The organism is Rhizobium sp. USDA 4016 (assembly GCF_056279705.1).
In genome coordinates this window covers 2,283,852-2,307,296 of the sequence record NZ_JBWCCY010000002.1, presented here as the reverse complement: position 1 = coordinate 2,307,296, position 23,445 = coordinate 2,283,852, and the positions used below count along the sequence as shown (strand labels likewise).

Annotated in this window: 17 protein-coding genes and 1 pseudogene; 12 read left to right on the top strand and 6 right to left on the bottom strand. The window is 61.4% G+C overall.

What is annotated here, in order from left to right:
- Window positions 1–73: 73 nt before the first annotated feature.
- The 8 genes from ACZ9DP_RS12075 to ACZ9DP_RS12040 all read left to right on the top strand — a co-directional run bounded on the left by ACZ9DP_RS12075 (window position 74) and on the right by ACZ9DP_RS12040 (window position 8,555).
- A complete protein-coding gene (locus tag ACZ9DP_RS12075; protein ID WP_476201889.1) occupies window positions 74–1,207 on the top strand; it encodes a transporter substrate-binding domain-containing protein in 1,134 nt (377 codons plus the stop codon).
- A 1-nt stretch (window position 1,208) separates the two neighbouring features.
- Window positions 1,209–1,832 carry an ANTAR domain-containing response regulator gene (locus ACZ9DP_RS12070; RefSeq protein ID WP_476201887.1) on the top strand — a complete coding sequence of 208 codons (624 nt, stop codon included), beginning with the start codon at window positions 1,209–1,211 and terminating at the stop codon, window positions 1,830–1,832.
- A gap of 195 nt (window positions 1,833–2,027) precedes the next feature.
- Entirely contained in the window at window positions 2,028–2,873 is an 846-nt protein-coding gene (locus ACZ9DP_RS12065) for a nitrilase family protein (protein ID WP_476201885.1), read from the top strand.
- Window positions 2,874–2,903: 30 nt separating this feature from the next.
- The gene (locus tag ACZ9DP_RS12060) at window positions 2,904–4,052 is read left to right on the top strand and encodes a substrate-binding protein (RefSeq protein WP_476201884.1); all 1,149 of its coding nucleotides are present in this window, start codon (window positions 2,904–2,906) and stop codon (window positions 4,050–4,052) included.
- Between the two features lie 51 nt (window positions 4,053–4,103).
- Window positions 4,104–4,937, top strand: coding sequence for a branched-chain amino acid ABC transporter permease (locus ACZ9DP_RS12055; protein ID WP_476201883.1), 834 nt, complete (start codon window positions 4,104–4,106; stop codon window positions 4,935–4,937).
- Window positions 4,930–6,687 carry a branched-chain amino acid ABC transporter ATP-binding protein/permease gene (locus ACZ9DP_RS12050; protein ID WP_476201881.1) on the top strand — a complete coding sequence of 586 codons (1,758 nt, stop codon included), beginning with the start codon at window positions 4,930–4,932 and terminating at the stop codon, window positions 6,685–6,687. Before ACZ9DP_RS12055 ends, ACZ9DP_RS12050 begins: the two co-directional genes overlap by 8 nt.
- The gene (locus ACZ9DP_RS12045) at window positions 6,680–7,387 is read left to right on the top strand and encodes an ABC transporter ATP-binding protein (protein ID WP_476201879.1); all 708 of its coding nucleotides are present in this window, start codon (window positions 6,680–6,682) and stop codon (window positions 7,385–7,387) included. The genes ACZ9DP_RS12050 and ACZ9DP_RS12045 overlap by 8 nt, the downstream gene beginning before the upstream one ends.
- Window positions 7,388–7,400: 13 nt before the next feature.
- The gene (locus tag ACZ9DP_RS12040; RefSeq protein WP_476201877.1) at window positions 7,401–8,555 is read left to right on the top strand and encodes an amidase family protein; all 1,155 of its coding nucleotides are present in this window, start codon (window positions 7,401–7,403) and stop codon (window positions 8,553–8,555) included.
- On the opposite strand, the gene ACZ9DP_RS12035 is transcribed toward ACZ9DP_RS12040, so the two are convergent.
- The 6 genes and pseudogenes from ACZ9DP_RS12035 to ACZ9DP_RS12010 form a co-directional block, all read right to left on the bottom strand.
- On the bottom strand, window positions 8,552–8,944 hold the full coding sequence (locus ACZ9DP_RS12035; RefSeq protein ID WP_476202271.1) for a MarR family winged helix-turn-helix transcriptional regulator: 393 nt from the start codon (window positions 8,942–8,944) through the stop codon (window positions 8,552–8,554). The genes ACZ9DP_RS12040 and ACZ9DP_RS12035 overlap by 4 nt on opposite strands.
- 210 nt (window positions 8,945–9,154) lie before the next feature.
- Entirely contained in the window at window positions 9,155–10,183 is a 1,029-nt protein-coding gene (locus ACZ9DP_RS12030) for a 2,5-dihydroxypyridine 5,6-dioxygenase NicX family protein (RefSeq protein ID WP_476201875.1), read from the bottom strand.
- Between the two features lie 56 nt (window positions 10,184–10,239).
- Window positions 10,240–10,878, bottom strand: coding sequence for an N-carbamoylsarcosine amidohydrolase (locus ACZ9DP_RS12025; protein WP_476201874.1), 639 nt, complete (start codon window positions 10,876–10,878; stop codon window positions 10,240–10,242).
- A 10-nt stretch (window positions 10,879–10,888) separates the two neighbouring features.
- Window positions 10,889–11,643, bottom strand: a pseudogene (locus tag ACZ9DP_RS12020) (maleate cis-trans isomerase family protein).
- Between the two features lie 92 nt (window positions 11,644–11,735).
- On the bottom strand, window positions 11,736–12,536 hold the full coding sequence (locus ACZ9DP_RS12015) for an alpha/beta fold hydrolase (RefSeq protein WP_476201873.1): 801 nt from the start codon (window positions 12,534–12,536) through the stop codon (window positions 11,736–11,738).
- Window positions 12,533–13,669 carry an FAD-dependent monooxygenase gene (locus ACZ9DP_RS12010; RefSeq protein ID WP_476201872.1) on the bottom strand — a complete coding sequence of 379 codons (1,137 nt, stop codon included), beginning with the start codon at window positions 13,667–13,669 and terminating at the stop codon, window positions 12,533–12,535. The genes ACZ9DP_RS12015 and ACZ9DP_RS12010 overlap by 4 nt, the downstream gene beginning before the upstream one ends.
- 321 nt (window positions 13,670–13,990) lie before the next feature.
- Here ACZ9DP_RS12010 and ACZ9DP_RS12005 point away from each other — a divergent pair, with 321 nt between their 5' ends.
- From ACZ9DP_RS12005 to ACZ9DP_RS11990, 4 genes are read left to right on the top strand one after another with little or no spacing between them, the layout of a single operon-like run.
- The gene (locus ACZ9DP_RS12005; protein WP_476201871.1) at window positions 13,991–14,536 is read left to right on the top strand and encodes a (2Fe-2S)-binding protein; all 546 of its coding nucleotides are present in this window, start codon (window positions 13,991–13,993) and stop codon (window positions 14,534–14,536) included.
- Window positions 14,533–18,075 carry a molybdopterin cofactor-binding domain-containing protein gene (locus ACZ9DP_RS12000; RefSeq protein ID WP_476201870.1) on the top strand — a complete coding sequence of 1,181 codons (3,543 nt, stop codon included), beginning with the start codon at window positions 14,533–14,535 and terminating at the stop codon, window positions 18,073–18,075. The genes ACZ9DP_RS12005 and ACZ9DP_RS12000 overlap by 4 nt, the downstream gene beginning before the upstream one ends.
- A 31-nt stretch (window positions 18,076–18,106) precedes the next feature.
- Complete coding sequence (locus ACZ9DP_RS11995; protein WP_476201869.1) at window positions 18,107–20,803, top strand: carbohydrate-binding protein; 2,697 nt, start codon at window positions 18,107–18,109, stop codon at window positions 20,801–20,803.
- Entirely contained in the window at window positions 20,797–23,049 is a 2,253-nt protein-coding gene (locus ACZ9DP_RS11990; protein ID WP_476201867.1) for an MGH1-like glycoside hydrolase domain-containing protein, read from the top strand. The genes ACZ9DP_RS11995 and ACZ9DP_RS11990 overlap by 7 nt, the downstream gene beginning before the upstream one ends.
- The last annotated feature ends 396 nt before the right edge of the window (window positions 23,050–23,445 follow it).

Below are 23,445 nucleotides of genomic sequence, written 5' to 3'. Positions count from 1 at the left end.
GGTATGGAAGTCGAAAGCGCGGAATTGAGGCATTCACCGCTTTCGAACCTCCAACACCTCGGAAAAGGCAAAGATGACAAGCTCCGAATGGCGGGTGGGAGTGCTGTTTTCCAGAAGCGGAATTAGCGAAATTACGGAAACCGAGCACTTTCTTGGCACCGCACTTGCGATCGAGGAAGTCAATGCAGCGGGGGGCGTGCTTGGCAAGCCCATCGTTCCGATCGCCTATGATCCGGGCGGGGACCAAACCGCCTATCGCAATCTGGCGCGGCGCCTGCTGGCCGATGACGACGTCAACATCATCTTCGGTGCGTCGATGTCGGCCAGCCGAAAGGCCGTGCTGCCGATCGTCGAGCGGCACAACGGACTGCTGTTTTATCCGTCGATGTATGAAGGTTTCGAATATTCGGAGAATGTGGTCTATACCGGCGCCACCCTCAATCAGAATACTTTCGCGCTCGCAGAATACCTTCTTCGCCACCATGGACGCCGGATCTTCTTTGTCGGCGCGGATTATATTTATCCGCGCGAATCCAATCGGGTCATGCGGGATGTGGTCGAGGCAAAGGGCGGTGAAGTCGTTAGCGAACGGTATCTTCCTCTTCATGCCGACGAACAGACCTTGCGTTCGGTGATTGCCGATATCGTCCGCCTTCAGCCTGATGCCATCTTCTCGACGATCATCGGCCGGCCGGCGCAGCGTTTCTACCGCATGTATGCCGAGGCCGGAATCGATCGCAGGCGGGTTCCGATTGCCAGTCTGACCATGGCCGAGAGCGAGATTCGTGAGATCGGAGCCGATGCCTGCACCGGCCATATTCTTTCGGCGACTTATTTTCAGACGGTCGAGAATGAGGCGAATGATCGCTTCGTGGGAGCATTCAAAGCCCGTTTCGGCCGGGACTTCACCACGAGCGTCTGGTCGCAGCCGGCCTATGCGCAGGTTCACCTTTTCGCCCGCGCGCTTGCCCGGGCCGGCTCGCTCGAGACCCATCGCATTTCCGAAGAAATTCTCCTGGAAGATTTTCTTGCACCGGAGGGCCGGATCAACTTCGACGCCGATACCCGTCACCTCTGGCTGCATCCCCGGATCGGCGTGGCGCGGGCCGATGGGCTTTTCGACATAGCCTGGCAGGCGCCTGGCCCGATCCGGCCGGACCCGTACCTGACGGCGTCGCGGTTCGAAGACGTCTGGCTGGAGGCCTGAGATGGCGGGACCGAGCAGGATCGTTCAGGATCTGCGGCGCGCACGCGTTCTGGTCGTCCATCCGCGCGACGAAGACGGCAACGTGCTGATTGCCCACCTCAAGCGCCTTGGCTGCGAGGTCCGGGCCACCTGGCCGCTTCCGCCAGCCTTGCCTCCCGACGTAGACACCGTCTTCCTGCATGTCGAGGATGTGCATGTCGAGCACGCGCTTGAGATCATCGACCTCCAGCAGACGGCGATCATCGCCATCGTGACATATGAGAGCCCGACAGCACTCCAGGCGATCATCGATCTCAACGCCCACGGCGTTATCAGCAAACCGTTGCGGCCGCTCGGCATCCTGACGCAATTTGCGCTTGCACGCTATCGGCAGAGCTACGAAAAGCGGCTGGCCGGCAAGGTGCAGAAACTCGAGGAAACCTTGAAAAGTCGCAGGCTGGTCGAAAAAGCCGTTTCAGCGCTGCGGGTCATGAACGGTCTCGACGAGGCGGCGGCCTATAAGCTCTTGCGCGATCAGGCGACGTCGAGGCGCGTTCCAATGGCGACGATCGCCGAATCCATCATTGCCGCGCAAGACACCATGAAAAGCCTCGGACTTTCCATCGGCGCAAAAACTCAACTTTGAGTCCATAAACTCTCCATGCGCACCTCCTGAAAATGCCTGTTAAAGCGGCTTGACGGTCGCATTCTTTCGTGCAAGCCTAAAGACAACGAGCAGGTTTGCTCAGCGGCAGGGCTGCCGCATTCACATCATGGCTATGTAGCCTCTGGTTCACGGATTGAATTCCGTGCCAGAGGTTTTTTGCGTTTGGAGACTAGATTGAGCGTCAAGACCTCAACCGCGCGGATGGCAACCGTCGCAACCATCCAGTTCGAACCGATCGTCGGTGATCGCGCCCGTAATCTCGCGGCCATCGAGCGGCTGGCGAGGACGGCGAAGGCCCAAGGCGCGGAGATCGTCGTTCTGCCGGAACTGGCCGATAGCGGCTATAACTTCCGTGACGGCGACGAGCTTGCCGCATTGGCCGGCCCGGTACCCGACGGCCCGAGTGCCGAGACGCTCTGCCATCTTGCCGGAGAGCTTGCCCTTTACATCGTCAGCGGCATAGCCGAGCAGGATGGCGACCGGTTTTACAACAGCGCTCTTCTCTGCGGGCCTGAGGGATATATCGGCAAATACCGCAAGCTTCATCTGTGGAACAACGAAAACCGTCTTTTCAGAAAAGGCGATCTCGGGCTGCCGGTATTCGACCTGCCCTTCGGCCGTGTCGGCATCGCCATCTGCTACGACGGCTGGTTTCCGGAAACATTTCGCGAGTTGGCGCTGGCCGGCGCGGAACTGGTCTGCGTACCCACCAACTGGGTACCGATGGCCGGTGCGGAAAGCATTGCCGAGCCGATGGCGAATATCCTGCACAAGGCGGCCGCCCACACCAATGGCCTTTACATCGCCTGCGCCGACCGGATCGGCGTCGAGCGCGGCCAGTCCTTCATCGGCCGCAGCTTTATCGTCGGCCCGCAAGGCTGGCCGATATCTGGTCCGGCCAGTGCCGATCGCGAGGAAATCCTCCTTGCGCAAATCGATCTGTCGAGCGTGACGGAAACCCGCACGCTCAACAGCTTCAATCATCTGCTCGGCGACCGCCGAGCCGATGTCTACGGGTAACATCGACCCAACTCAAGAAAGGGGAACAAAATGCAAATGAAAACCATAATCCTTACGCTGGCATCTGCGGCATTCGCCACCGCAGCTTTCGCCGAGGATCCGATCAAGATCGGCGTGCCGGTGGGGCTGTCAGGCGCAAACAGCGTGGTCGCGCCGTCCGTCGTCCAAGCTGCGGAGCTCGCCGTCGAAGAAATCAATGCCAAAGGCGGCGTGCTCGGGCAGCCATTGGAGCTTGAGATCGCCGACGATGCATCAGGGGCGGCCGGCGCGCAAAAAGCCTTCGATTCGCTGGTTTTCCAGAAGGAGGTGAACGTCGTCATCTCCATGGAGACGAGTGCTGCGCGCAATGCCGGCCTGCCGATCATTTCCAAGGGTGACGTGCCATACATCTACACGTCGTTCTACGAAGGCAAATCCTGCAACGCCAATCTCTTCGTCGATGCCTGGGTTCCAGAACAGCAGGTGCCGCCTGTCGTCGACAATTTCATCAGCAAACAGGGCGCAAAGAAGTTCTTCCTGATCGGTTCGGATTATGCTTTCGGACGCGGCATGCTGACCTTCGCCAAGGGCTATATCGAAAAAGCCGGCGCTCAGGTCGTCGGCGAGGAATATCTGCCGATGGACGGCAGCGACTGGACGGCCATCATCTCCAAGGTCCGCTCCTCCGGCGCCGATGCCATCATCACCTCGACGGCCGGCGGCGCGCCGAACGTGACCTTGACCAAGCAGCTGCGCTCGTCTGGCGTCACCCTGCCTTACGGCAATCTCGCGGTCGACGAAGGCACCGCCAAGAGCATGGGCGCGGATGCCAAGGACATCTTCCTCTCCGCATCCTACGTCACGGGCATCGACAGCCCCGAAAACAAGGCTTTTCTCTCGGCCATGGAAAGGAAGTTCGGCAAGGAACTGCGCACGCCGAACGATCTTTCCGTGCCGCAATATGAAGCGATCTACCTTTACAAGGCAGCCGTCGAGAAGGCCGGCAGCACGGATACAGCGGACGTGCTCAAAGCTCTTCCTGACGTATCCTTCACCGGTCCGCGCGGCAAGATCTCCATGAACAAGCAGCACCACGCGCCGCTGACGATGTATCTTGGCCGGGTAAAGGACGACGGCAGCGTTGCGGTCGTCGATAGCTTCAAGGACGTCGATCCTGGCGATCAGTGCCCGAATCTCTGAAACCAGCGTGGCGGGGCAGGGCGCCCCGCCTCCAGCATCGGAGTTCTAGAAATGACGCTCTTTCTCGATATTCTCAGCACTGCGGCCATTCTCTTCATCGTTGCCGCCGGGCTGCTTGCGATCTTCGGCGTGCTGAAGATCATCAATTTCGCGCATGGCGCATGGCTGACCATCGGGGCTTACTGCGCCGTCGTCGTCAGCGGGTTCGGCCTCAATCCGTGGCTTGCCATTCCCTTCGCGTTTCTGGTCGGAGCGATCCTCGGCGGCGTTGCCGAACGGTTCATCGTGCGGCCTCTCTATCGCCGCCCGCTCGACGCCATTCTTGCAACCTGGGGCCTTGGCATCGTCATCGGCCAGTTGATCACGCTCTGGTTTGGCCGCGACGTGCAGTTCACGCCGGCCCTGCTGCCCGGCACCTTCGATCTCCTTGGGACCAGCTACTCAGCCTACCGTCTTTTCGCCATTGTCGCGGCGATCTGTCTGGGTCTCGGCTTCACCTTGCTGCTCGATGGGACAAGACTTGGTCTTTCCGCCCGGGCAGTCATCATGAACGAAACACTGGCGCGCGGACTCGGTATCGATACCGAAAAGGTGCGGCTCGCGACCTTCATGATCGGCACCGGCCTTGCCGCCCTTGCAGGCGTGCTGCTCGCGCCGCTGACCAGCGTCGATCCCAATATGGGCGTCGCCTGGCTGACGGGTGCCTTCATGCTGGTGATGGTCGCAGGCTCTTCGTTCACCGCGCTTGCTGCCGCCTGCCTCATTTTCGGGGCCGCTCAGGTGCTCGTCAGCACCTATTTCAGTCCAATCCTCGGCGGCATCACCGTCGCCGTCCTCTGCGCAATCACACTGCGCATACGTCCGAAAGGATTTGCCCGTGCCTGACAGACAGAAACTCCGGCTTGTCCTTCTTCTGGCGCTGGCGCTCACAGCTCTCCTGCTGATCGTCTTCGGACCGATGTTTCTCGGCCGCTTCAGCCTCAACGTACTGGCGCGTTCGATGATCTACGCCATGCTGGCGATCACCGTCGACTTGCTCTGGGGCTATACGGGCGTTCTCACCTTCGGGCAGGCGGCATTCTTTGGCGTGGGCGCCTATGCAACCGCCATGGTTCTCACCCATATCGGCGCAAGCCCGGCGCTTTTCATCGTCGCTCTTGCCGCCGCCATCTTCGTTCCGCTCGTGCTTGGCCTCGCCGTCGGCTGGCTGTCGTTCTATCACGGATCAACACCGCTCTATGCCACCGTGATCTCGCTCGTGGTGCCGATCGTCGTCACACAGCTCATCTTTTCCGGCGGCACCTGGACCGGTTCCTCGAGCGGCCTTGTCGGTTACGAAACTCTCCCGCTAGGGCTTCCCGGCTATTTCCGCTTGTCGGGCGCGTGCCTGCTGGTCTTGGCCGTTCTTGCAATAGTCTTTGTCCGGTCGGACGCCGGCCGCCTGCTCGTTGCAATCCGCGACAACGAAGCCCGCATCGCCTATTTGGGCATGAACCCCGCTCGGCTAAAGATCGTCCTGACGGGCGTTCTCGCCGGGGTATGCGGCCTGGCGGGCTTCCTTTATGCCAACGCGTCCGGTGTCGTCGCGCCTGAGAACACCGGCTTCGTATTCGGAACCGAACTCGTCGTCTGGACGGCACTCGGTGGCCGGGGAACGATTATCGGACCCTTGTTCGGCGCAATCGGCATCGATTATCTGAGCGCCAGTCTTTCGGGCGATCTGCCCTTCCTGTGGCAACTGATCGTCGGTGCGCTCTTCGTCGTCATGATCATCCTTTTGCCGGGCGGCCTCGCCTCCCTGGTGACTCGATTCCTGCGGTCCGCGAATTCCAGCAGCACTCTGAAGTCCTTGCCGACGCGCATCGTCGCCAAGGATGGTGCGTTTGCTGGCAAAAGCCTTCTGTCGATCCGCGGTCTCGGCAAGTCCTATGGCAGCTTCTCCGTCCTCAAGGGCATCGACCTTGAAATCGGTGCGGGAGAACTCGTCAGCCTGGTCGGCCCCAATGGCGCCGGCAAGACCACGCTGATGCGTTGTCTGTCGGACGGTACCCAGCAGATTGAAGGTCAAGTGGATATCATCGGCACGAATATTGCCGGTCGTGCACCCGAACGGATCGTCGCCCTCGGCGTCGGCCGAAAATTCCAGGTTGCCAGCATCTTCGACAGCATGACCATCGGCGAATGCCTGAAGATGGCGCGTTTCAGCCGCGAGAGACCCAACCCGATGCGATCGCTTGCCGAGATCATGCTGCCGGCAGCTGCAGCCGAGATCCTCACGCTCACCGGCATGGCTGATATGCTGGACAAGCCGGTGTCGCTGCTGTCGCACGGTCAAAGGCAGGCTCTCGAACTGGCAATGGTCGTCGCTCTGGAACCACGCATCATTCTTCTCGACGAACCGACTGCGGGTCTTACCAAGACCGAACGCATGACCATCGGAACCATCCTCAAGAAACTGACGGACGAGATGGGTTTCGCCGCCATCCTGGTCGAACACGATCTGGATTTCGTGCGCGACATATCGAGCCGCATCGTGGTTCTCCACCAGGGCAAGCTCGTTCTCGACGGCACGGTGAATGACGTGGTCAATTCCGAAACGGTTCGCACCATCTACGCAGGAGGCGCCCATGGCTGACGCGCTCAAACTCAAGCTCAGCGGCGTATCGAGCGGATATGGCGCGGTCGATGTCGTCAATGGCGTGTCGCTCGCCATCCGGCCCGGCGAGATCTTCGCCCTCATGGGCAAGAACGGCATGGGCAAAACGACGCTGCTGAAGACGATCCTTGGCTTCCTGCGTGTCGGCAAAGGCAAGATCGAGGTCGATGGTTTTGTTATCATCGACCGGAAGCCCGCAGAGTTGATCGCTTCCGGCATCGGCTATGCCCCCCAGGAATTGCCGTTGTTTCAGGATCTCTCCATCCGCGACAATCTCCGCCTCGCGCTCAAGGGCGATCGGGATCTGGCATCCGCCCTGGAGCGAGTTTACGGTTATTTCCCGTTCCTGAAGGACCGGCTGGCACAGAAGGCCGGCACCCTGTCGGGCGGGGAGCAGAAAATGCTGATCCTCGCGCGGGCGCTGATGCTGCGGCCAAAACTGCTGCTGATCGACGAAATCTCCGAAGGCCTGCAGCCCTCCGTCGTCCAGAACATCGCCAAAGCATTAAGGGACGACCGCGAAAAGCGCGGCACGACCATCCTGCTGGTCGAACAGAACCTGGATTTCGCCCTTTCGGTGGCAGACCGCTGGGCGATTCTCAAACTCGGGGCGATCGAAGACGAAAGCCCCAATGGTCCAGTTAGCCGCGGCCGTGTCCTGCAACATCTGAGGATCTAGGGAGCTGGGGCAAGTGCGGGACCCATGGAATGCTTTCATGCCGTATCCGGATGCGGATGTTGGGCACGCGGCCATCGGTCCGCTTTCCGGCCTTCGCTTGGCGGTAAAGGACCTTTTCGATGTTGCCGGCTATCCAACCGCGGCCGGCAATGCCGCTGTGCTCGCTACCTCCGGCATCAAGCCATTGACGGCGCCCCTGGTCCAGACGCTCGTGGATGCCGGTGCCTGCTTCGTCGGCAAAACCAATACGGATGAGCTCGCCTATTCCCTTATCGGCGGCAACATCCATTTCGGCATGCCTATCAATCCGCGCGATCCCAACCTCATCCCCGGCGGATCGTCGTCGGGCTCAGCCGTCGCGGTTGCCGCTGGCCTCGCGGATATCGGGCTTGGAACGGACACGTCCGGCTCGACCCGGCTGCCCGCCGCCGTCAACGGCCTCATTGGCTGGCGGCCGACACATGGAAGCCTCGACAACAGAGCACTGCGTCCGCTGGCGCCAAGCTTCGATGTGCCGGGCTTCATGACGAGAAGTCTAGAACCAATGGCCTCTGTCATGAGCGCTGTCGGGATGCCTGAGGCAAACGACCGACCCTCATCTATTCTCATTCCCGAGGATATCTTCGAAACCATCGACGACACGGTCGCCGACGAGATGATCGCCAGCCTTCGATCAGCGGGCATGCCTGTCCGCAGGAGAGATGCGATCTCCTCGTTCAGCCTCGCGGATCTTGCTTTGGCGTTCATCACCATCCTCCAAAGCGAGGCTTGGGAAAGCAACAAGACGCTCTTCGAGCGGAGCCCTGAAGCCATTGCACCCGACATTGCCGCGCGTCTTCTGTCAGGATCTCGCCTGAATGAGGAAGAGGTGCGCGAGGCGCGCCGGATCAGAGAGCACTTTTCCACGGAGATCGACCGATTGTTCCGCGAAGATGTGGTTATAGCTCTTCCGACATTGGCCATGACCCCGCCAAGGCGAGATACTGCGCCGGAGTGCTTCGCGGCATTTCGCTCCGCCTGCATCAAGATTCTCTGTCTCTCAGGCCTTAGCGGCTGCCCGCAACTGGCGTTTCCAATTGCCAATTGCGCGGGGAACGTTTCGCTCTCCCTGTTCGGCGCAAGGAGCGCCGACAAGACGCTTGTCAATGTGGTTAAGCGACTAAATTAGATTTCGTTGTCTTCTGAAATTTTGCGCAGCAGGTAGAGCAGCGCCACGCGTTCCGCCGGATTTAGCTTTTCCATGGTGAGATCGGTGATCAGGCTCGCCCGTGGGTACATGGCGTCTAGAACATCCTTGCCGTCCGGCAGGAGCGACATGATGACCTTGCGTCCGTCCTGTGCGTCCTTCGAGACCTCGATCAGGCCACGCGCCTTCAACCGATCGATGATACCGCGGATCGTCGCCTGGTCGACAGCCGTGGCCTTGACCAGCTCGGCCTGTGAACTCGGGCCGTTGTCACGTAGGGCGCAGAGCGTCACGAACTGCACGGAGGTCAGATGCGGGTCGCTGGCGTTTTCCTGGAAGATGGCCAGGTGTTTCTGATAGGCCTTGCGCATGAGGTGACCCACCTGATCGGTGAATCTATAGCGGCTGCCTTGCCAATCAGGCTTTTCCTGCTCGTCCGACAATTGGCCAACTCTTTCAAAATCGGTTCCGGTTCGACGGGAAGTATCGCGCCATCCGTGGCGAAACTTCCCGTCCTGTTGATTAAATCGCCTTTTCTGGAAGAGCAATCTCGGTCCGTTGCCTGACGGACTGCGGAGCCGTTATTTCCAGTTGTGCTGCATTTCCTTGACGGCGATGTCGCCGTCGAGAACCATCGGCTCGTCGTCGAGGAAGAGCGAGCAATTGCGCATCGGGATATCGAGATGGCAGGCGGTGTCGTTCGGTCCGCCGAGCTCATTGTTCGGGCCGGTGGAGAACATCACGTTGCCGTAGAACGAGCGCAGCTCCATGCCCATACCGCCGCCGAAGTCGCAAAGGCCGTGCCAGTTTGCGCGATGGTCGAGACCCCAGCCGACATGGCTCATGCCCATGCCGCGCGGATCGTTGAAGGTCTTCATGTAGGACTTGATCAGATCGGCCTCCAGGCCCCCGCGGATATCCTGGATGAAGCCCTTTTCGATCGTGTAGATCACCGGCTCGCGGACATAGACGTTGAGCGGCAAAAGAACATCGCCCGGTGCCAGCACGATCTGGCCGTCGACGCCGTCATCGGCGGCACCGGAGAAGACGAAGGCGGCCGGCCAGTGATCCCAGCGGCCCGCTTCGTCCGTGCTGCCATATTCGCCGACTGTCGGATAGACGCCCATCTTGTAGACGACGTCGGTTCCGGCCTTGCTGGTGATGCGGAGCGACTTCGCCTTTTTCATGTAGTCCACGCCGACTTCGACGCGCTCGCGCAGCTGCTTCGTCGGCATCAGGCGGGCAAGCAGCGGCGCCGGTTCAACCGCGGTCAGTACGCGTGCGCCAGCGGCCTGGATCGCCATTTGTTCCGGGCTGAACAACAGAAAGATCAGATCGACAACCATATCGGCCTTCTTCAGGGCCTCGACGGCTTCCGGATTTCCGGCAAGCCCTGTCTGGCCGACAGCCCAGCTGCCGTCGCCCGGAAGCGGGGCGGGCAGGCGAAGGTGGTACATGCGTGCGCCCAGCCTCTGGCCGGCGGCCAGGAAGGCGTCGGCATAGTCGAGGCGTTCGTCGCCCTGCGAGAGCACGACGACCTTTTCGCCTTCATGGACGCCGCTCTGCTTCAGTTGTTCCAGGCACAGTTCCGTAAATACATTTCTGTCCATTTTATCGGTCCTCTGGTTGGCTGTCTTGTTATGGTTCGTAAAGCTGCTTCAAAAGCCTACGGACAGGCCTTCTCCGGTGCGAAGGCGGCGATGGCCTCCTCGCGCGAGACCACGTCGCCGTATTTGCTGTCGATGTCGAAGAGATTGGCATTGTGCGGATCGGGGTGGCGGTCTCCGACGCAGTCGCGCACGACGATCGTCCGGAACCCGTACTGGACTGCATCCACCGCACTGGCGCGGATGCAGCCGCTCGTCGAGCATCCGGCAAGAACGACCGTGTCGATACCCTGCGCGTGAAGATGTGAGGCAAGACTGGTGCCGAAGAAGGCGCTGGCATATTGCTTGATGATGACGAGTTCACCGTCCGCCGGATGAACCTCGTCGCAGAACTCGGCCAATACATTGCCCTCGACCATGGCCTTCATGACGGGCGACTTCTTCACCCACATGCCGCCATCGGCGCAATTTTCGGCGAGATAGAGAATGCGCGTATGGATGACGGGCACGCCGGCGGTGCGGGCGGCGGCGATCAAGTCCGGCGTGCGGGCGACAGCCTTGACCACGCCCGGCGCATAGAGCGGCGCGCCTTCGATCGTGTAGGCCTTGAGGAAATCGATGACGAGAAGGGCCGGCTTCTGGCCGAAGCCGATACGGTTGCCCCAGACACCCTGATAATTGGCTTCGGCGCTCTGCATGGCGATCTCCTCAATAAGCGCCGGACAGAAGCGCGCCAGCACCCGGCGAGACGGCTTCCAGCCCAAGCGACTTCAGCATGCAATAGGTGGTTGCGGCGGCAGCCGTGATCACCGGCTTGCCGGTCAGGGCCTCGACCTTGGCGATCACCGGAAGCGACGGCATCTGCACGCAGGCAGACAGCACGATGACGTCGACATCGGAAAGATCTAGCGTCTGGACGATGGCCGGCAGGTTTTCTGGATCGTGGCGGGCGACGTCGAGATTGTCGGGAATTTCCAGCGCCCGCCAGTCCATCACCTCAAAACCTTCCTCGCGGATGTAGTTCACGACGAGTTCGGTCAGCGGCTTCATGTAAGGTGCGACGACGGCGATCTTCTTCGCCTTCATCACCTTCAGTCCCTCGATCAGCGCGCCGGCGCTGGTGTGACGACCGGGATGTTCGTCTCGTTTTCGCGGGTGCGCCCGATGAGGCGGGCCTCGGACTGGCGGTGATAGCCGAGCCCCATCGCCATGATCGCAACCAGGCAGGCATAGCCCAGAACATCGACGCGGGCATCCGACAGTTCGATCGCGCAGCGGTCGGACTCCGCGTCCATGGCGGCCAGCTCTTCCTTGACGACTTTCCTCATCCGCATACGGCTGGAGTGGAAGGTGAAGCGCTCCGGACGGATCGACTGGCGGGCAGTCAGCATCGCCGGAATTTCCGTTTCCATCGTGGTGTTGGAACTCGGTACGATCTGACCGATACGATAGAGTTTCTGCACGGACATGCTCCTTTAATGACGGATCGGAAACGCGCCGCATGCGCTTCTGCCGCGGCCATAAAAATGGCGGGCCAAACACCCGCCACCAGCGTCTAGCGGCACAGAAAGTCCCTGAGTGCTTCGAAGAAACCGTCGAAATCGTCCCAAGGGATCATGTGGCCGGCATTCGCCACCCGCGTGATCTCGATGGCCGGATTAAGCGCACGGATTTCGTCCTCGTCCACCGGTTCGATGACGCCGCCGCGTCCGGCGACCATCAGCATCGACGGCTGCGTCAGCTTCGGAAAATCAGGGAAGATATCGTCGTTGTGGAAGTCCTCGAAGGCGGTGACGATGGCGGGCTCGTAGCATGTGTGCAGCCATTCGGCGCGTAGTCTGAGCTGGCCTTCCGTCCATGTCGGGCAAAATGCCTTCATGCCTTCCGCATCGATACCCTTCACGGCAAGGCGGATGGAATCGACATACCAGGGCAGCTTGCTCGGATAGGGCCGGCGACCGGGGCCGGACACCGGCGGGTCGATCAGGGCGAGACGGGAAAAACCGGTCGGCCTAGATATCGCCGCCCGAATTGCGATCCGCGCACCCATGGAATGACCGAGGAGGGCAGGGGCGAAAAGACCGAGGGCACCGGCGAAACCGACGACGTCGGCCGCCATTGCATCAAGGCCATAGTCGAGATCGGGGCCGGTCGAGGACAGGCCGCGGCCGCGGACGTCGAGCACGTAGACATCATGGCGTTCCGCCAGCCGTTCGGCGACGAAGCCCCAGGTGATTGCCGGGCTGGTGATACCTGGAATGAGAATGACGGCAGGCCCCTTGCCGCCGTAACGCAGGTAGTGCTGGCGGATGCCGTTGGCGAAAACGTTGGCGCCGTAGAGGAGGGCCGCGCTCATGCGACGCTCTTGTCTTGGAGCGGCTGGGCATAGACATCGTAGCCATAGACCCAGGATGGATCTTCCTGCGTGAGCAGGAACGTATTGGCATTCGACACGGTCTGCACGCGGGTGGCGCGCTCACGACGGTTCGCCTCGTAGAGCGCGAAGGCTGTAGCATAGGCATTGGGGCCGGCTTCCTGAAGGCAGCGCGTCAGCATCGCCGCGTCCTCGATTGCCATGGCCGCACCTTGCGCCATGTGCGGCTTCATCGGATGGCAGGCATCGCCGAGCAGGACCATGCGGCCCTGGCTCCACAGCGGCAACGGGTTGCGGTTGAACAGCGGCCACTTGGTCACGTCGTCGGTCGCCTTGATCAGGGCCTGGATGACCGGATGATAGCCGGCGAAGGCCTCGAACATTTCCTCGCGGCTGCTCTGGACAAAGGCGCCGTCGAATTCCCAGGCGGCATGCGGCACACCGGTGACGTAATAATATTCGTCACGGCGGCTTGTGGTATAGTACACCATCATATGCCGGTCCGGTCCCCACCACTTGACGCAGTCCTCGAATGTGAGGTCGAACTTCTTCAGCTTTTCGGCCGAGATCATGGCGCGATGACCGACCCAGCCGCTATAGTTCGGACGCTCCGCGCCGAGCAGGGTTTCGCGCACACGGGAGTTGATGCCGTCGGCGCCGATGACGATCGCCGCGCGGGCGGAGGTGCCGTCCTGGAATTCGAGGTAGACATCGGAGCCGTTGTCCTCGAGCCGCGTCAGGCGCTTGTTGAATTCGACCGTGCCATGCGCCATCGTCTCCATCTGCAGGGCGGACAGGTCGCCACGGTGCACCGTGCAATAGGTCGCGCCGTAGCCTTCGAGCGGAATGCGGGATAGATATTCGCCGGTCATGCCGTCGCGGCTGAACCAGTGGCTCGGCGTGCTGCTGATGTCGATCAGCTTTCGGTCCATGCCGATGCGCTGGAAGATCTTGAGAACGTTCGGGCCCATGTGGATGCCGGCGCCAAGACGGGTGAAGCTCGGCGCCTGCTCGAAGATCTTCACGTCGAAGCCCGCGGACTGGAGAAGCGCACCCGCCGCTGCCCCGCCGAGCCCCGCACCGATGATTGCGATCGTCTGCTTCTCCTGAGCCATGGGCTGTCCTTCGCGGCAAATGAGTTCGATGAGCGACCATTAAGTGTATACGCTATAAAAAGCAAGCTAAAAATTCCGGCATTCAGGCCAATTCCTGCCAAATAACTAGCCATTACGCTGATCAATGAGGCATTCTGTCTGATCTGGCCCAGCGTATTTTTGCTTGAACGATCTTACTTTAAAGCGTATACACTTTTTATCGAGCGCAGGGAAGCGGGAAATCGGAATGGGCTTTGACGGGGCGGGCAGGGTAAGGATGGCGGCGGAAACGGTTTCCGCGGCGTTGCCTTTGCCGCTGCTTCGCCGCCGGGGATGCGCCGCATGAGCAAGGCCTTTCAGCTCGATGTCAATGGCTCCCAATGCGCCGTCGAGGCCGATCCGAAGACGCCGCTTCTTTATATTCTCAGAAATGATCTGGCGCTGAACGGTCCGAAGTTTGGGTGCGGTCTTGGCGAGTGTGGTGCCTGTTCCGTCCTGGTCGATGGGCGGGCGGTGCGCTCCTGCACCATTCCGCTTTCGGCGGTCGGGTCCCACTGCGTTACTACTCTGGAAGGGCTCGGCAGCGAGGCCGATCTCCATCCGGTCCAGCAAGCCTTTATCGACGCCGCAGCGGCGCAGTGCGGCTATTGCCTGAACGGCATGATCATCGCGACCGTCGCTTTGCTCAAGCGCAATCCAGCGCCGGATGAAGCGGACATCCGCGAGGCACTGCGCCACAATCTGTGTCGCTGCGGAACCCATATCGAAATTCTCGCCGCCGTCCGACGCGCAGTCGGGTTGTCGCAGGCAGCCTTGCGACACGAGGCGGCGCTGAAGGCAGAAGAGATGGCCGGCGGAGCGGTCGAGACATCGGAGCGGCAGCAATGACGGTGGAGCGTGAAACGTCGAAGGAGGCCCATCTTTCCAGGGAAGAGTTGCTCGCCGTCCTGTCGCCCGCGCCGAACGGCGATGACGAGCTCTATCTGTCGATCGGTCCGGACGGGTCCGTCACCGCCTTCAACGGTCATGTCGATCTCGGCACCGGCATTCGGACGTCGCTGGCCCAGATCGTTGCCGAGGAATTGTGCGTGCCTTTCGAGCAGGTGCAGATGGTGCTTGGAGCCACCTCCGTCGCTCCGAACCAGGGTGCGACGATTGCCAGCGAGACGATCCAGGTCACAGCCGCACCCCTGCGCTCGGCCGCGGCAACGGCGCGGCGCTTCCTGCTGGAGAAAGCCGCAAGGCTGCATGACCTGCCGGCGGAAAGCCTTGTTGCGGAAGACGGGATCATCCGGACGACGACACTCGAAAACTGGAGCATGACTTTCGCCGATCTTGTCTCCGGCGATCATGTCCGTCTGACCATCGATCCCGAAGCTCCACTGAAGCCGGTTTCCGACTACCGCATCGTCGGCGCCTCGCGCCCGCGCGTTGACATACCGCAGAAGGCGACCGGTCGCTGGACCTACGTGCACGACGTGCGCGTACCGGGCATGCTGCATGGCCGCGTCGTGCGCCCACCCTATGCCGGCTTCGATCACGGCGAGCATGTCGGCGCGAGCCTGATCTCGATCGATGAAAGTTCCGTTGCCGAGATTGCCGGCCTCGTCGCGGTCGTCGCGATCGGCGACTTCGTCGGCGTCGTCGCGACGCGGGAGGAAAATGCCGCTTTGGCTGCAAAGCAGCTGAAGGTGTTGTGGCGTGCCGCGCCGGAGCGGCCCGACCTGAATGCGCCGGAAGAGGCGCTTCGTGCCAACTCGGCGACACCGCGCAAGCTTGCCGACCGCGGCAATGTCGATCTGGCATTGGCCGGTGCCACGACCTCTATGGACCGCACCTATGTCTGGCCTTACCAGATGCATGCCTCGATCGGCCCGTCCTGCGCCGTCGCGGATTTCCGTGAGGACGGGCTGACCGTCTGGTCCGGCACACAAAACCCTTTCCCGATGCGCCGGGATCTATCGATCCTGCTCGACATGCCTGAAGAGCGTATCACCGTCGAACGGCTCGAGGCGGCAGGCTGCTACGGGCGCAACTGCGCCGATGACGTGACCGCGGATGCGGCGCTCCTGTCGCGGGCGGTCAATGCGCCCGTCCGGGTGCAGCTTACCCGCGAGCAGGAGCATGCCTGGGAGCCGAAGGGTGCCGCCCAGGTGATGGATGTGCGTGGCGGCCTCGATATCGAAGGCGGGCCATCGGCCTATGATTTCGAAACGCGGTATCCGTCCAATCTCGCACCGACGCTTCCCCTCATTCTGACCGGCAAGATACCGGCCTCGCCCGATACGCTGCAGATGGGTGACCGCACGGCGATCCCGCCCTATGCCTATGGTAATCTGCGCGTCACCGTGCACGACATGCCGCCGATCGCCAGGGCGTCCTGGTTTCGCGGTGTCTCGGCCATGCCGAACACGTTTGCGCATGAATCCTATGTCGATGAACTCGCGACGGCAGCCGGTGTCGATCCGATCGAATACCGGCTGCGCTACCTGCAGGACCCGCGCGCCATCGATCTCGTGCATGCGGTTGCTGAGCGCGCAAACTGGGTGCCACACACCAAGCCCGGCACGCTCGGTGGGGAGGGCGACCTGCTCTACGGCCGCGGATTTGCCTATGCCGTCTATGTCCACGGCAAATTTCCCGGCACCGCGGCGGCCTGGGCCGCCTGGGTCACCGACGTCGCGGTCAACCGGAAAACCGGCGAGATCGCGGTCACCAAGGTGACCTGCGCGCAGGATTCCGGCCTGATGATCAACCCGGACGGGGTGCGCCACCAGATCCACGGCAATATCATCCAGTCCACCAGCCGCGTGTTGAAGGAAAAGGTGGATTTCTCATCCACAGCCGTGACTTCGAAGGAGTGGGGCGGCTATTCACTGATCACTTTCCCGGAAGTACCCGACATCGATGTGTTGATGATCCCTCGCCCGGACGAGCCGCCGCTGGGTGCCGGCGAATCCGCCTCGGTGCCGAGCGCTGCGGCGATCGCCAATGCCGTTTTCGACGCGACCGGCATTCGCTTTCGTGAACTGCCGCTGACGCCGGAGCGCGTGCTGGCGGGGCTGAACGGCGACGGGCAGGTGGAAAAGCCCGCGCCGCGGAAACGCTCCGCCTGGTGGAAATTCGGTCTGCCGCTGGCTGGCGGTCTTGCGGCCGTCACCGGTCTGCTCACGATGGGCTCTCCCTGGCGGCCGGCGATCAGCCCGATCGCGCGGCCCGATGCCAACGTCTATAGCGGCGTGACCATCGAACGGGGCCGGCTCGTTGCGGCGGCCGGCGCCTGCAATGTCTGCCATGTCGGCACGGATGGTCTCGCCTTTGCCGGTGGGCGCCGTTTCGATACGCCGTTCGGCGCCGTCTACGCGACCAACATCACGCCAGACATGGAAAACGGCATTGGCGGTTGGTCCTATCCGGCTTTCGAGCGTGCCATGCGGCAAGGGGTGAGCCGTGATGGTCATCATCTCTATCCCGCGCATCCTTACACGTCCTTTGCCGGTGCTGAGGATGCCGACCTGCAGGCGCTCTACGCCTATATGATGACGCAGGCACCGGTTGCCGAAAAGCCGACCGAAACGAAGCTGAAATTTCCCTTTGGCATTCGCGCGCTGATGGCCGGCTGGAACGCGATGTTTCTGAAGGCTGCCCCTTTCCAGTACAATCAGGCTGAGGATACCGAGTGGAACCGGGGCGCCTATCTGGTGGAAACGCTCGGTCACTGTTCGGCGTGCCATACGGAACGCAACGTGCTGGGGGCGGAAAAGAGCGGCAAAGCGTTTCTATCGGGCGGCTTTGCCGATGGCTGGGAGGCGCCTGCTCTTAACAGCCATACGAAAAGCCCCGTTTCATGGACGAAGGAGGCCTTCTACGATTATCTGCGCACCGGCCATGCGCGCGATCACGGCAGTGCGGCAGGCCCGATGGCCGATGTCGTTTCGGCGCTGTCGCCCTTGCCGGATGCAGACATCCGCGCCATGGCGTCCTATCTGGCCAAGGGGAGCGCACGGGCCACGGTCGCGGATGAGGTGGCCACAGTGGAGACGGTTATCGCAGCAAGTGTTTCGGCCGAAGCCGAGGCTGCCCGTCTTGCGCCGAAGGGTGCGCGGATATTCGAGGGCGCCTGCGCCTCCTGTCACACGGGCACAAATGCTCTTTCGTCGCTTGCCCTCAACAGCAACCTGCACAGCGATAGCCCGGACAACCTGCTTCAGGCCATCCTCAACGGCGTCGAGGCACCGGCCATTCTGGCGCAGACCACGGGACGCGAGACGCCGGAGATCATGTCTATGCCGAGCTTCCGCGAGACGCTGGACGAACGGCAGATCCAAGATCTTGCCGCCTATCTGCGGGCGCGGTTCGCTCCGGATAAGGCGCCTTGGGACAAGCTTAACGATGCCATGCGGCGCGTCACCTCGGTGGTGCACTGAGATGGAAAACCGCCTGGCGCAGAGCTCTGCAATGACGCACGAGGAAAGCCTGGCGCTCTTCCGCAATCCAACCCATGCCTTCCGTCCTTCCGCCTATTGGTTCTGGCACTCGATACCGGACGCGGAAACCTGCAGGCGGCAGCTTGCGGATTTCAAAGCGCAAGGTTTTGGCACGATCCTGATCCAGGCACGCATTGCTTTCCCACGCGACCTTTATCTGTCGGCGGCGTTTATCGCCGCCTATCGCACGGCCATCGGTATTGCCGGCGAACTGGGACTCAAGGCCGGCTTTTACGACGACTTCAACTGGATCAGCGGCCACGCGGGTGGTCGAACAGTCGAGGGGCGGGACGACCTGCGCGAACGGCACCTGTTCTGGACAACAGTGCAGGAAAATCGAGGCGCGATCAGCGGCATCCGCCCGCCTTTCGTTCAGTCGATGGGGCCGGACATCATGGCCTGGCAATATGAAAATGGCGAGGTTCTCTGGGGCGAATGGGCAATCGAGGCGGCCCTTCTTCATCCTGCGGACGGTGCTGCTGATCCGGCAACTGTTATCGATGTCACGCGGCACCTCGTGCTGACTCGTTTTGATGCGGTTTCCTGCGCCTTCGTATTCGATGGACACGTGCCGGAAGGACAAAGACTGACAGTCTTCGTCAATGCCCGGTCGGTGAGTTCGCGACTGATCAATTACCTGATGCCCGCCGCGGCGCAGCGGTTTATCGAGGTCGGGATCGATCCCATCGTCGCGGCGCTGAGTGATCTGGTTCCCGATCCTCTCGGGTTTGTCTTTTATGACCAGCCGGCCGCCGGCTTCTATCGCTGGGACCAGATCGGCGGCAATCTCGGCAACAGCCTTCTTTTCTCCGATGGGCTTGGCAGTCGTGTCGAGGACGCGACGGGAGTGCCGTTTCCGCTTGCCCTGATATCCCTGCTTTACGGGGACAGCGAACCAGCGCTGCGCCTTCGGGCGACGTTTTATGAGACCTATTCGGGCCTGATGAACGATGCATTCTTCGGGACGCTGCGGGCATGGGCGGATGAAAAGGGCCTCGTGCTCACCGGCCACGAAATCCTGCCGCATGTCAGCTCCTGGTCGCTGAACGGCGGCTTTACCTCCATCGACCCGCGTGTTGCACCGGCCACGGACTTCTTCGGCATTGATGCGTTTCGTCATGAGACGGCGGTTGATGCCAACAATTTCATTGCGCAGCTGGCGCCGAAAATGGGCGATTCCGTCGCCCGCTCCAATGGCCGCAGCCGCTGTGTCGTCGAAACCTATGCCAGCGCACTGCGCACGCCGGTTCGCGCCGCCGGTCAGTGGGAACTGACGCTTCAGACGATGCGGACGCAGGCGATAAGGCTGTATTGTCTCGGTACACGGCAGTTTCTCTGGCACGGTCTCTACCAAACCGATGGCAGCGATACCGACATGACGCCCTTCGTCAATCCGCGGTTCGACTTCGGGCCGGGGATCAATTTTGAGCCGTGGTGGCCCTATCATCATCTCTTTGCCGAGGAGACGGCGCGGATTTCCGCCTTCATCGAGCCGGCCACGCCGCACACGCCGGTGGCCATAATCTATCCGCTGCACACCGCCTGGGCGGAAGGCCCGCGCCATGCGCATGCGGCCCATGTCGGAACTTGGTGCGAGCATCTGCTGGCGCTCGGCTGCGATTACATGCTGGTCAGCGAGGATGACATTGCGCTTGCGGACATCGACGACGGTCGCCTGTCGACCCGTTCTGGCCTCACTTTCGATGCTGTCGTCCTGCCGTCGGTCACAGTGATGAAATCACGGCGCGCGCTGGACAAACTCGCCTGCCTGCAGGCTGCCGGCGGCGCCGTGTGGTGCTCAGGAGCGCTGCCGACCCTGCTTTGCGATGGGTCAATGCCTCTTGTCGGCGACTGGACGAGTGCTCACCTTGTCGGTCGTCCGGATGCTGCTGCAATCGCAACATTGCTCGAAACCCTGCCGAAATGCGGCCCCAATCTTTCGACCCGGTCGGGCAAAAAGCCGTGGCAATGGATTGGCCACGAGCCAGACGGAAGCTGGCGCGTGGTGGTCTTCAATGATAGCTCCGAACCTGCGACATGCGACCTGCGCTTGGCGACAGGTTTCAATTGCGAATTCTGGGTGCCGGCGACGGGTGAAATCACGGTTGAGCGTGGGCTTGCTTCCCTCTGTCTGTTGCTGGAGCCGCAGGTGGTATGGTGCATGCGGCTGCTGCTGATTGATGGTGCAGGCTGGCGTGATCTGATGATTTCGGAACTTGCATCGCCGCGCGGCCCGGTCGCGGTGCTTGTAGAGGGATGGACTTTTCAGGCTGGAGCTGGCGTCCCGACGGCAGCGATTTCCGTTGCAAGCGGCTGGGAACGCCAAGGCTTTTCCAATTTCTCCGGCACCGGCGCCTACCGCAACAGGATCAGCATCAAGACTGCTAGTCGCTGGCTGCTGGAACTCCCGCAGGTGGAAACCGCCGCCGCCGTCTCTCTTGACGGCATCGAGATCGGTTGCCGCGGCTGGAGTCCGTACCGGTTCGAACTGGGCCATCTCGCTGCTGGAAGCTACGATCTTGAAATCGCCGTCTCCAATACGGCTGCAAACCGCTATTATTCGGGAACGCCCTACCAGGGCGAGACCCTCGACGCGAGCGGCCTGCTTGCCGCCCCGCGCCTGATTGCCCTTGAAGAAGACCTGACCGGAACGACATCATCATGCTGAAACACACGACCATCCCCCTTGATCGCGCCTGGAACAGCTGGTCCACCCGACCGGCAGAGATGGTCTTCCTGCCGCTTGGCGTCCGCATCACGCCGGTGCTCTATTCTACCCGCAGCCGCACCGTCTCGCTGATCGAACCGCGCACGGATAGCGTCCGGCTCGGCCGTCACGGGATCGACGGCTCGGTGATCGAACTCGAGACGGAGCACAGCGGCACGACGATCGCCTTGTCTGCGACCAAGACGTCCCCCTTTGCCTTTCGCGGCAGCTGGAATGGCCTGCAGTCAGGCGAATGGGGTCTGCGCTTCTGGGTGACGATCACAATTTCCGCCGAGGGCGGCGAGGCGGTGCGCTTCGACGAAGACGAAGGCGTCGCCGTCATCAAGGTCGGCACGCGCTTCGTCGCGGTGGCGACGGGCGATGCGCCGGTGCAGGTGACGGGCCATGCGACGATCGATGATCTGCGTGCCGATTTCGAAGCGAACGGCTATTTCCATCTCGCAAGCCGCAGCAGCGAGGCGCCTGTTCTGGCGCTCCGCTTCAACCTCGAAATGATGCGACGGGGCGGCTATGCCGCCGCCGTTGCCGACAGCGCGGAACTTGCGATCATGAATGCGCGGGCTTGCCTTGCAGCGGATGAGCAGCCGTTCTTGCCGGCTGCGCATGAGGGCGATTATGCGGGCGCGCTCGATGCCATCCGCGATGTCGTCGCCTGGAACACGGTCTGGGACGAGACGAATGTGCGCCCATACACGGCCGTAACCCGTATCTGGAATCTGGGAAAATTCGCCGTCTGGTACAACGACCAGACCTTTGCGGCCCTTCTTGCAGGCGTGTTCGACGCCGACCTCGCCCGGGAAAACATGGCCGTGGCGCTGGCCGGGGCGACACCGCAGGGCAATATTGCCTGCATCGTCACCTCGAACGATGCCTGGGTCGACCGGACGCAGGCGCCACATGGTGCGCTGGTTGCGTGGTTGCTCTACCAGCGCACCGGCGAGCGATCCATTTTGGAGGCAAGCTATTCGGCGCTTGCGCGAAACCAGCGCTGGTGGCGAGCCCATCGCGATCCCGAAGCGACTGGCCTCGTTTCCTGCGGCACCTCCGATGTCGGCGAAGGCCTGTACAAGGGCACGGCCTTCGGCGCTCGCAACGAGACCGGTATGGACAATTCTGCGACGCATGATGAAGCGGTCTACCAGCCGGAAACGCGAACCCTTTCGACCTTCGACCTCGGCATCAATTGCGCGCTGGCGCTCGATGCCGAAATGCTATCGAACATGGCGAGCGTGCTCGGGCATCACGACGATGCGCGCGAGTTCACTGAGGCGGCTGCCCGCAGCCGGCAGCTGATTTCCGAAGAGTTGTGGGACGAAGAGCGCAAGATCTTCGCCAATCGCCAGCGCAAGGGCGGTTTCGTGCGTTCGCTTTCGCCGACGAGCTTCTATCCGCTGCTGTGCGGTGCGGCGACGGAAGAGCAGGCGCGCCATTTGCTCGAACATCTGAAGGACGATAAAACCTTTGCCGGTCCCTATCCGCTGCCCAATGCGACACGCGACGATCCGGCCTTTGCAGACAATGTCTACTGGCGTGGCCGCATCTGGCCGAACGTCAACTACATGGTCTGGCTCGGGCTGCGGCGCTACGGCTTGCTCGCCGAGGCGAAAAATCTGGCGGAGCAAAGCCATGCGTTGTTCATGCAGTCCTGGCGCAGCCAGCGGATCGCCGCGGAAAACTACAACGCCACCACCGGCGAGGCCATGGACCAGGGCGACACCGATCCCTTCTACATCTGGGCGGCACTGCTGCCGCTGATGGCTGTCTGCGAGATCGTCGATTTCAGTCCCTGGCGCGGATGGAGCCTGTCGAATTGCGGCAAGGACGTCGCGGTCGGTCCAATGCTGTCGCCGGTGGGGAAAATCGCGATGTCCGTTTCCGATGGGCTCCTGACCGTTCAGCGGCACGGCCGGCCATTCCTTGTCTCAACTCTGCGGACGACGCTCTTTGGGATCACCGTTACGGATACGCATTTTTCCTGCGTAATAGGGCCGCTCGACGAGCATGGATCGTTGACCTTTCCCGATCTTTCAGCGGAGGCGATCGTGGCGGTGCACGCCGATGGTCGGGATCACGGCTGGAGCGGTAGCGATGGCCTGCGGATCGAGCTTTCGGGGTCAAAGGCCAGCCGGCGGCTCGACGTCTATTTTCGTGCCGTTGCAGGCATGGTTTGGCCGGGAGTTGCTTGACATAAATCAAGCCTTGGCTTATTAATTTGTATACAAATAAAAATAACAAAAAGAAAACTGAAGCCAGAGGGTCAGAACAAGGAATGACATCACACTGATGATATAAATCGGGTCACTGCGATCTTTCGGGTTGCGGATTTGATTCCGCTTTAAAGTCGCGATTAGCTTGAGGCGATGTAGTTTTCGCTTCGCCTGTCACGGAGTTGAGCTTCCGGCAGCGCGCTTCCGGCTGGCTTGAGGTATCATCGCGTTATCGTTGTTTCAGGAAATGACTTCTCCGGTTTTTAATTTGCATACAAATGAATTTCCTTTCTTTGTATGTGAATGTCCGACGCCTTTGAATGCTCCGCGCGGAGTGTAGAAACAGTCGCTGCGCTGCGGATTTGTCGCCGATCA

Excerpts from the sequence above, each read along its gene's own strand:
- ACZ9DP_RS12075 (WP_476201889.1), top strand. The coding sequence starts at position 74 with ATGACAAGCTCCGAATGGCGGGTGGGAGTGCTGTTTTCCAGAAGCGGA.
- ACZ9DP_RS12070 (WP_476201887.1), top strand. The coding sequence starts at position 1,209 with ATGGCGGGACCGAGCAGGATCGTTCAGGATCTGCGGCGCGCACGCGTT.
- ACZ9DP_RS12060 (WP_476201884.1), top strand. The coding sequence starts at position 2,904 with ATGCAAATGAAAACCATAATCCTTACGCTGGCATCTGCGGCATTCGCC.
- ACZ9DP_RS12055 (WP_476201883.1), top strand. The coding sequence starts at position 4,104 with ATGACGCTCTTTCTCGATATTCTCAGCACTGCGGCCATTCTCTTCATC.
- ACZ9DP_RS12045 (WP_476201879.1), top strand. The coding sequence starts at position 6,680 with ATGGCTGACGCGCTCAAACTCAAGCTCAGCGGCGTATCGAGCGGATAT.
- ACZ9DP_RS12035 (WP_476202271.1), bottom strand. The coding sequence starts at position 8,944 with ATGCGCAAGGCCTATCAGAAACACCTGGCCATCTTCCAGGAAAACGCC.
- ACZ9DP_RS12030 (WP_476201875.1), bottom strand. The coding sequence starts at position 10,183 with ATGGACAGAAATGTATTTACGGAACTGTGCCTGGAACAACTGAAGCAG.
- ACZ9DP_RS12025 (WP_476201874.1), bottom strand. The coding sequence starts at position 10,878 with ATGCAGAGCGCCGAAGCCAATTATCAGGGTGTCTGGGGCAACCGTATC.
- ACZ9DP_RS12015 (WP_476201873.1), bottom strand. The coding sequence starts at position 12,536 with ATGAGCGCGGCCCTCCTCTACGGCGCCAACGTTTTCGCCAACGGCATC.
- ACZ9DP_RS12010 (WP_476201872.1), bottom strand. The coding sequence starts at position 13,669 with ATGGCTCAGGAGAAGCAGACGATCGCAATCATCGGTGCGGGGCTCGGC.
- ACZ9DP_RS12005 (WP_476201871.1), top strand. The coding sequence starts at position 13,991 with ATGAGCAAGGCCTTTCAGCTCGATGTCAATGGCTCCCAATGCGCCGTC.
- ACZ9DP_RS12000 (WP_476201870.1), top strand. The coding sequence starts at position 14,533 with ATGACGGTGGAGCGTGAAACGTCGAAGGAGGCCCATCTTTCCAGGGAA.
- ACZ9DP_RS11995 (WP_476201869.1), top strand. The coding sequence starts at position 18,107 with ATGACGCACGAGGAAAGCCTGGCGCTCTTCCGCAATCCAACCCATGCC.
- ACZ9DP_RS11990 (WP_476201867.1), top strand. The coding sequence starts at position 20,797 with ATGCTGAAACACACGACCATCCCCCTTGATCGCGCCTGGAACAGCTGG.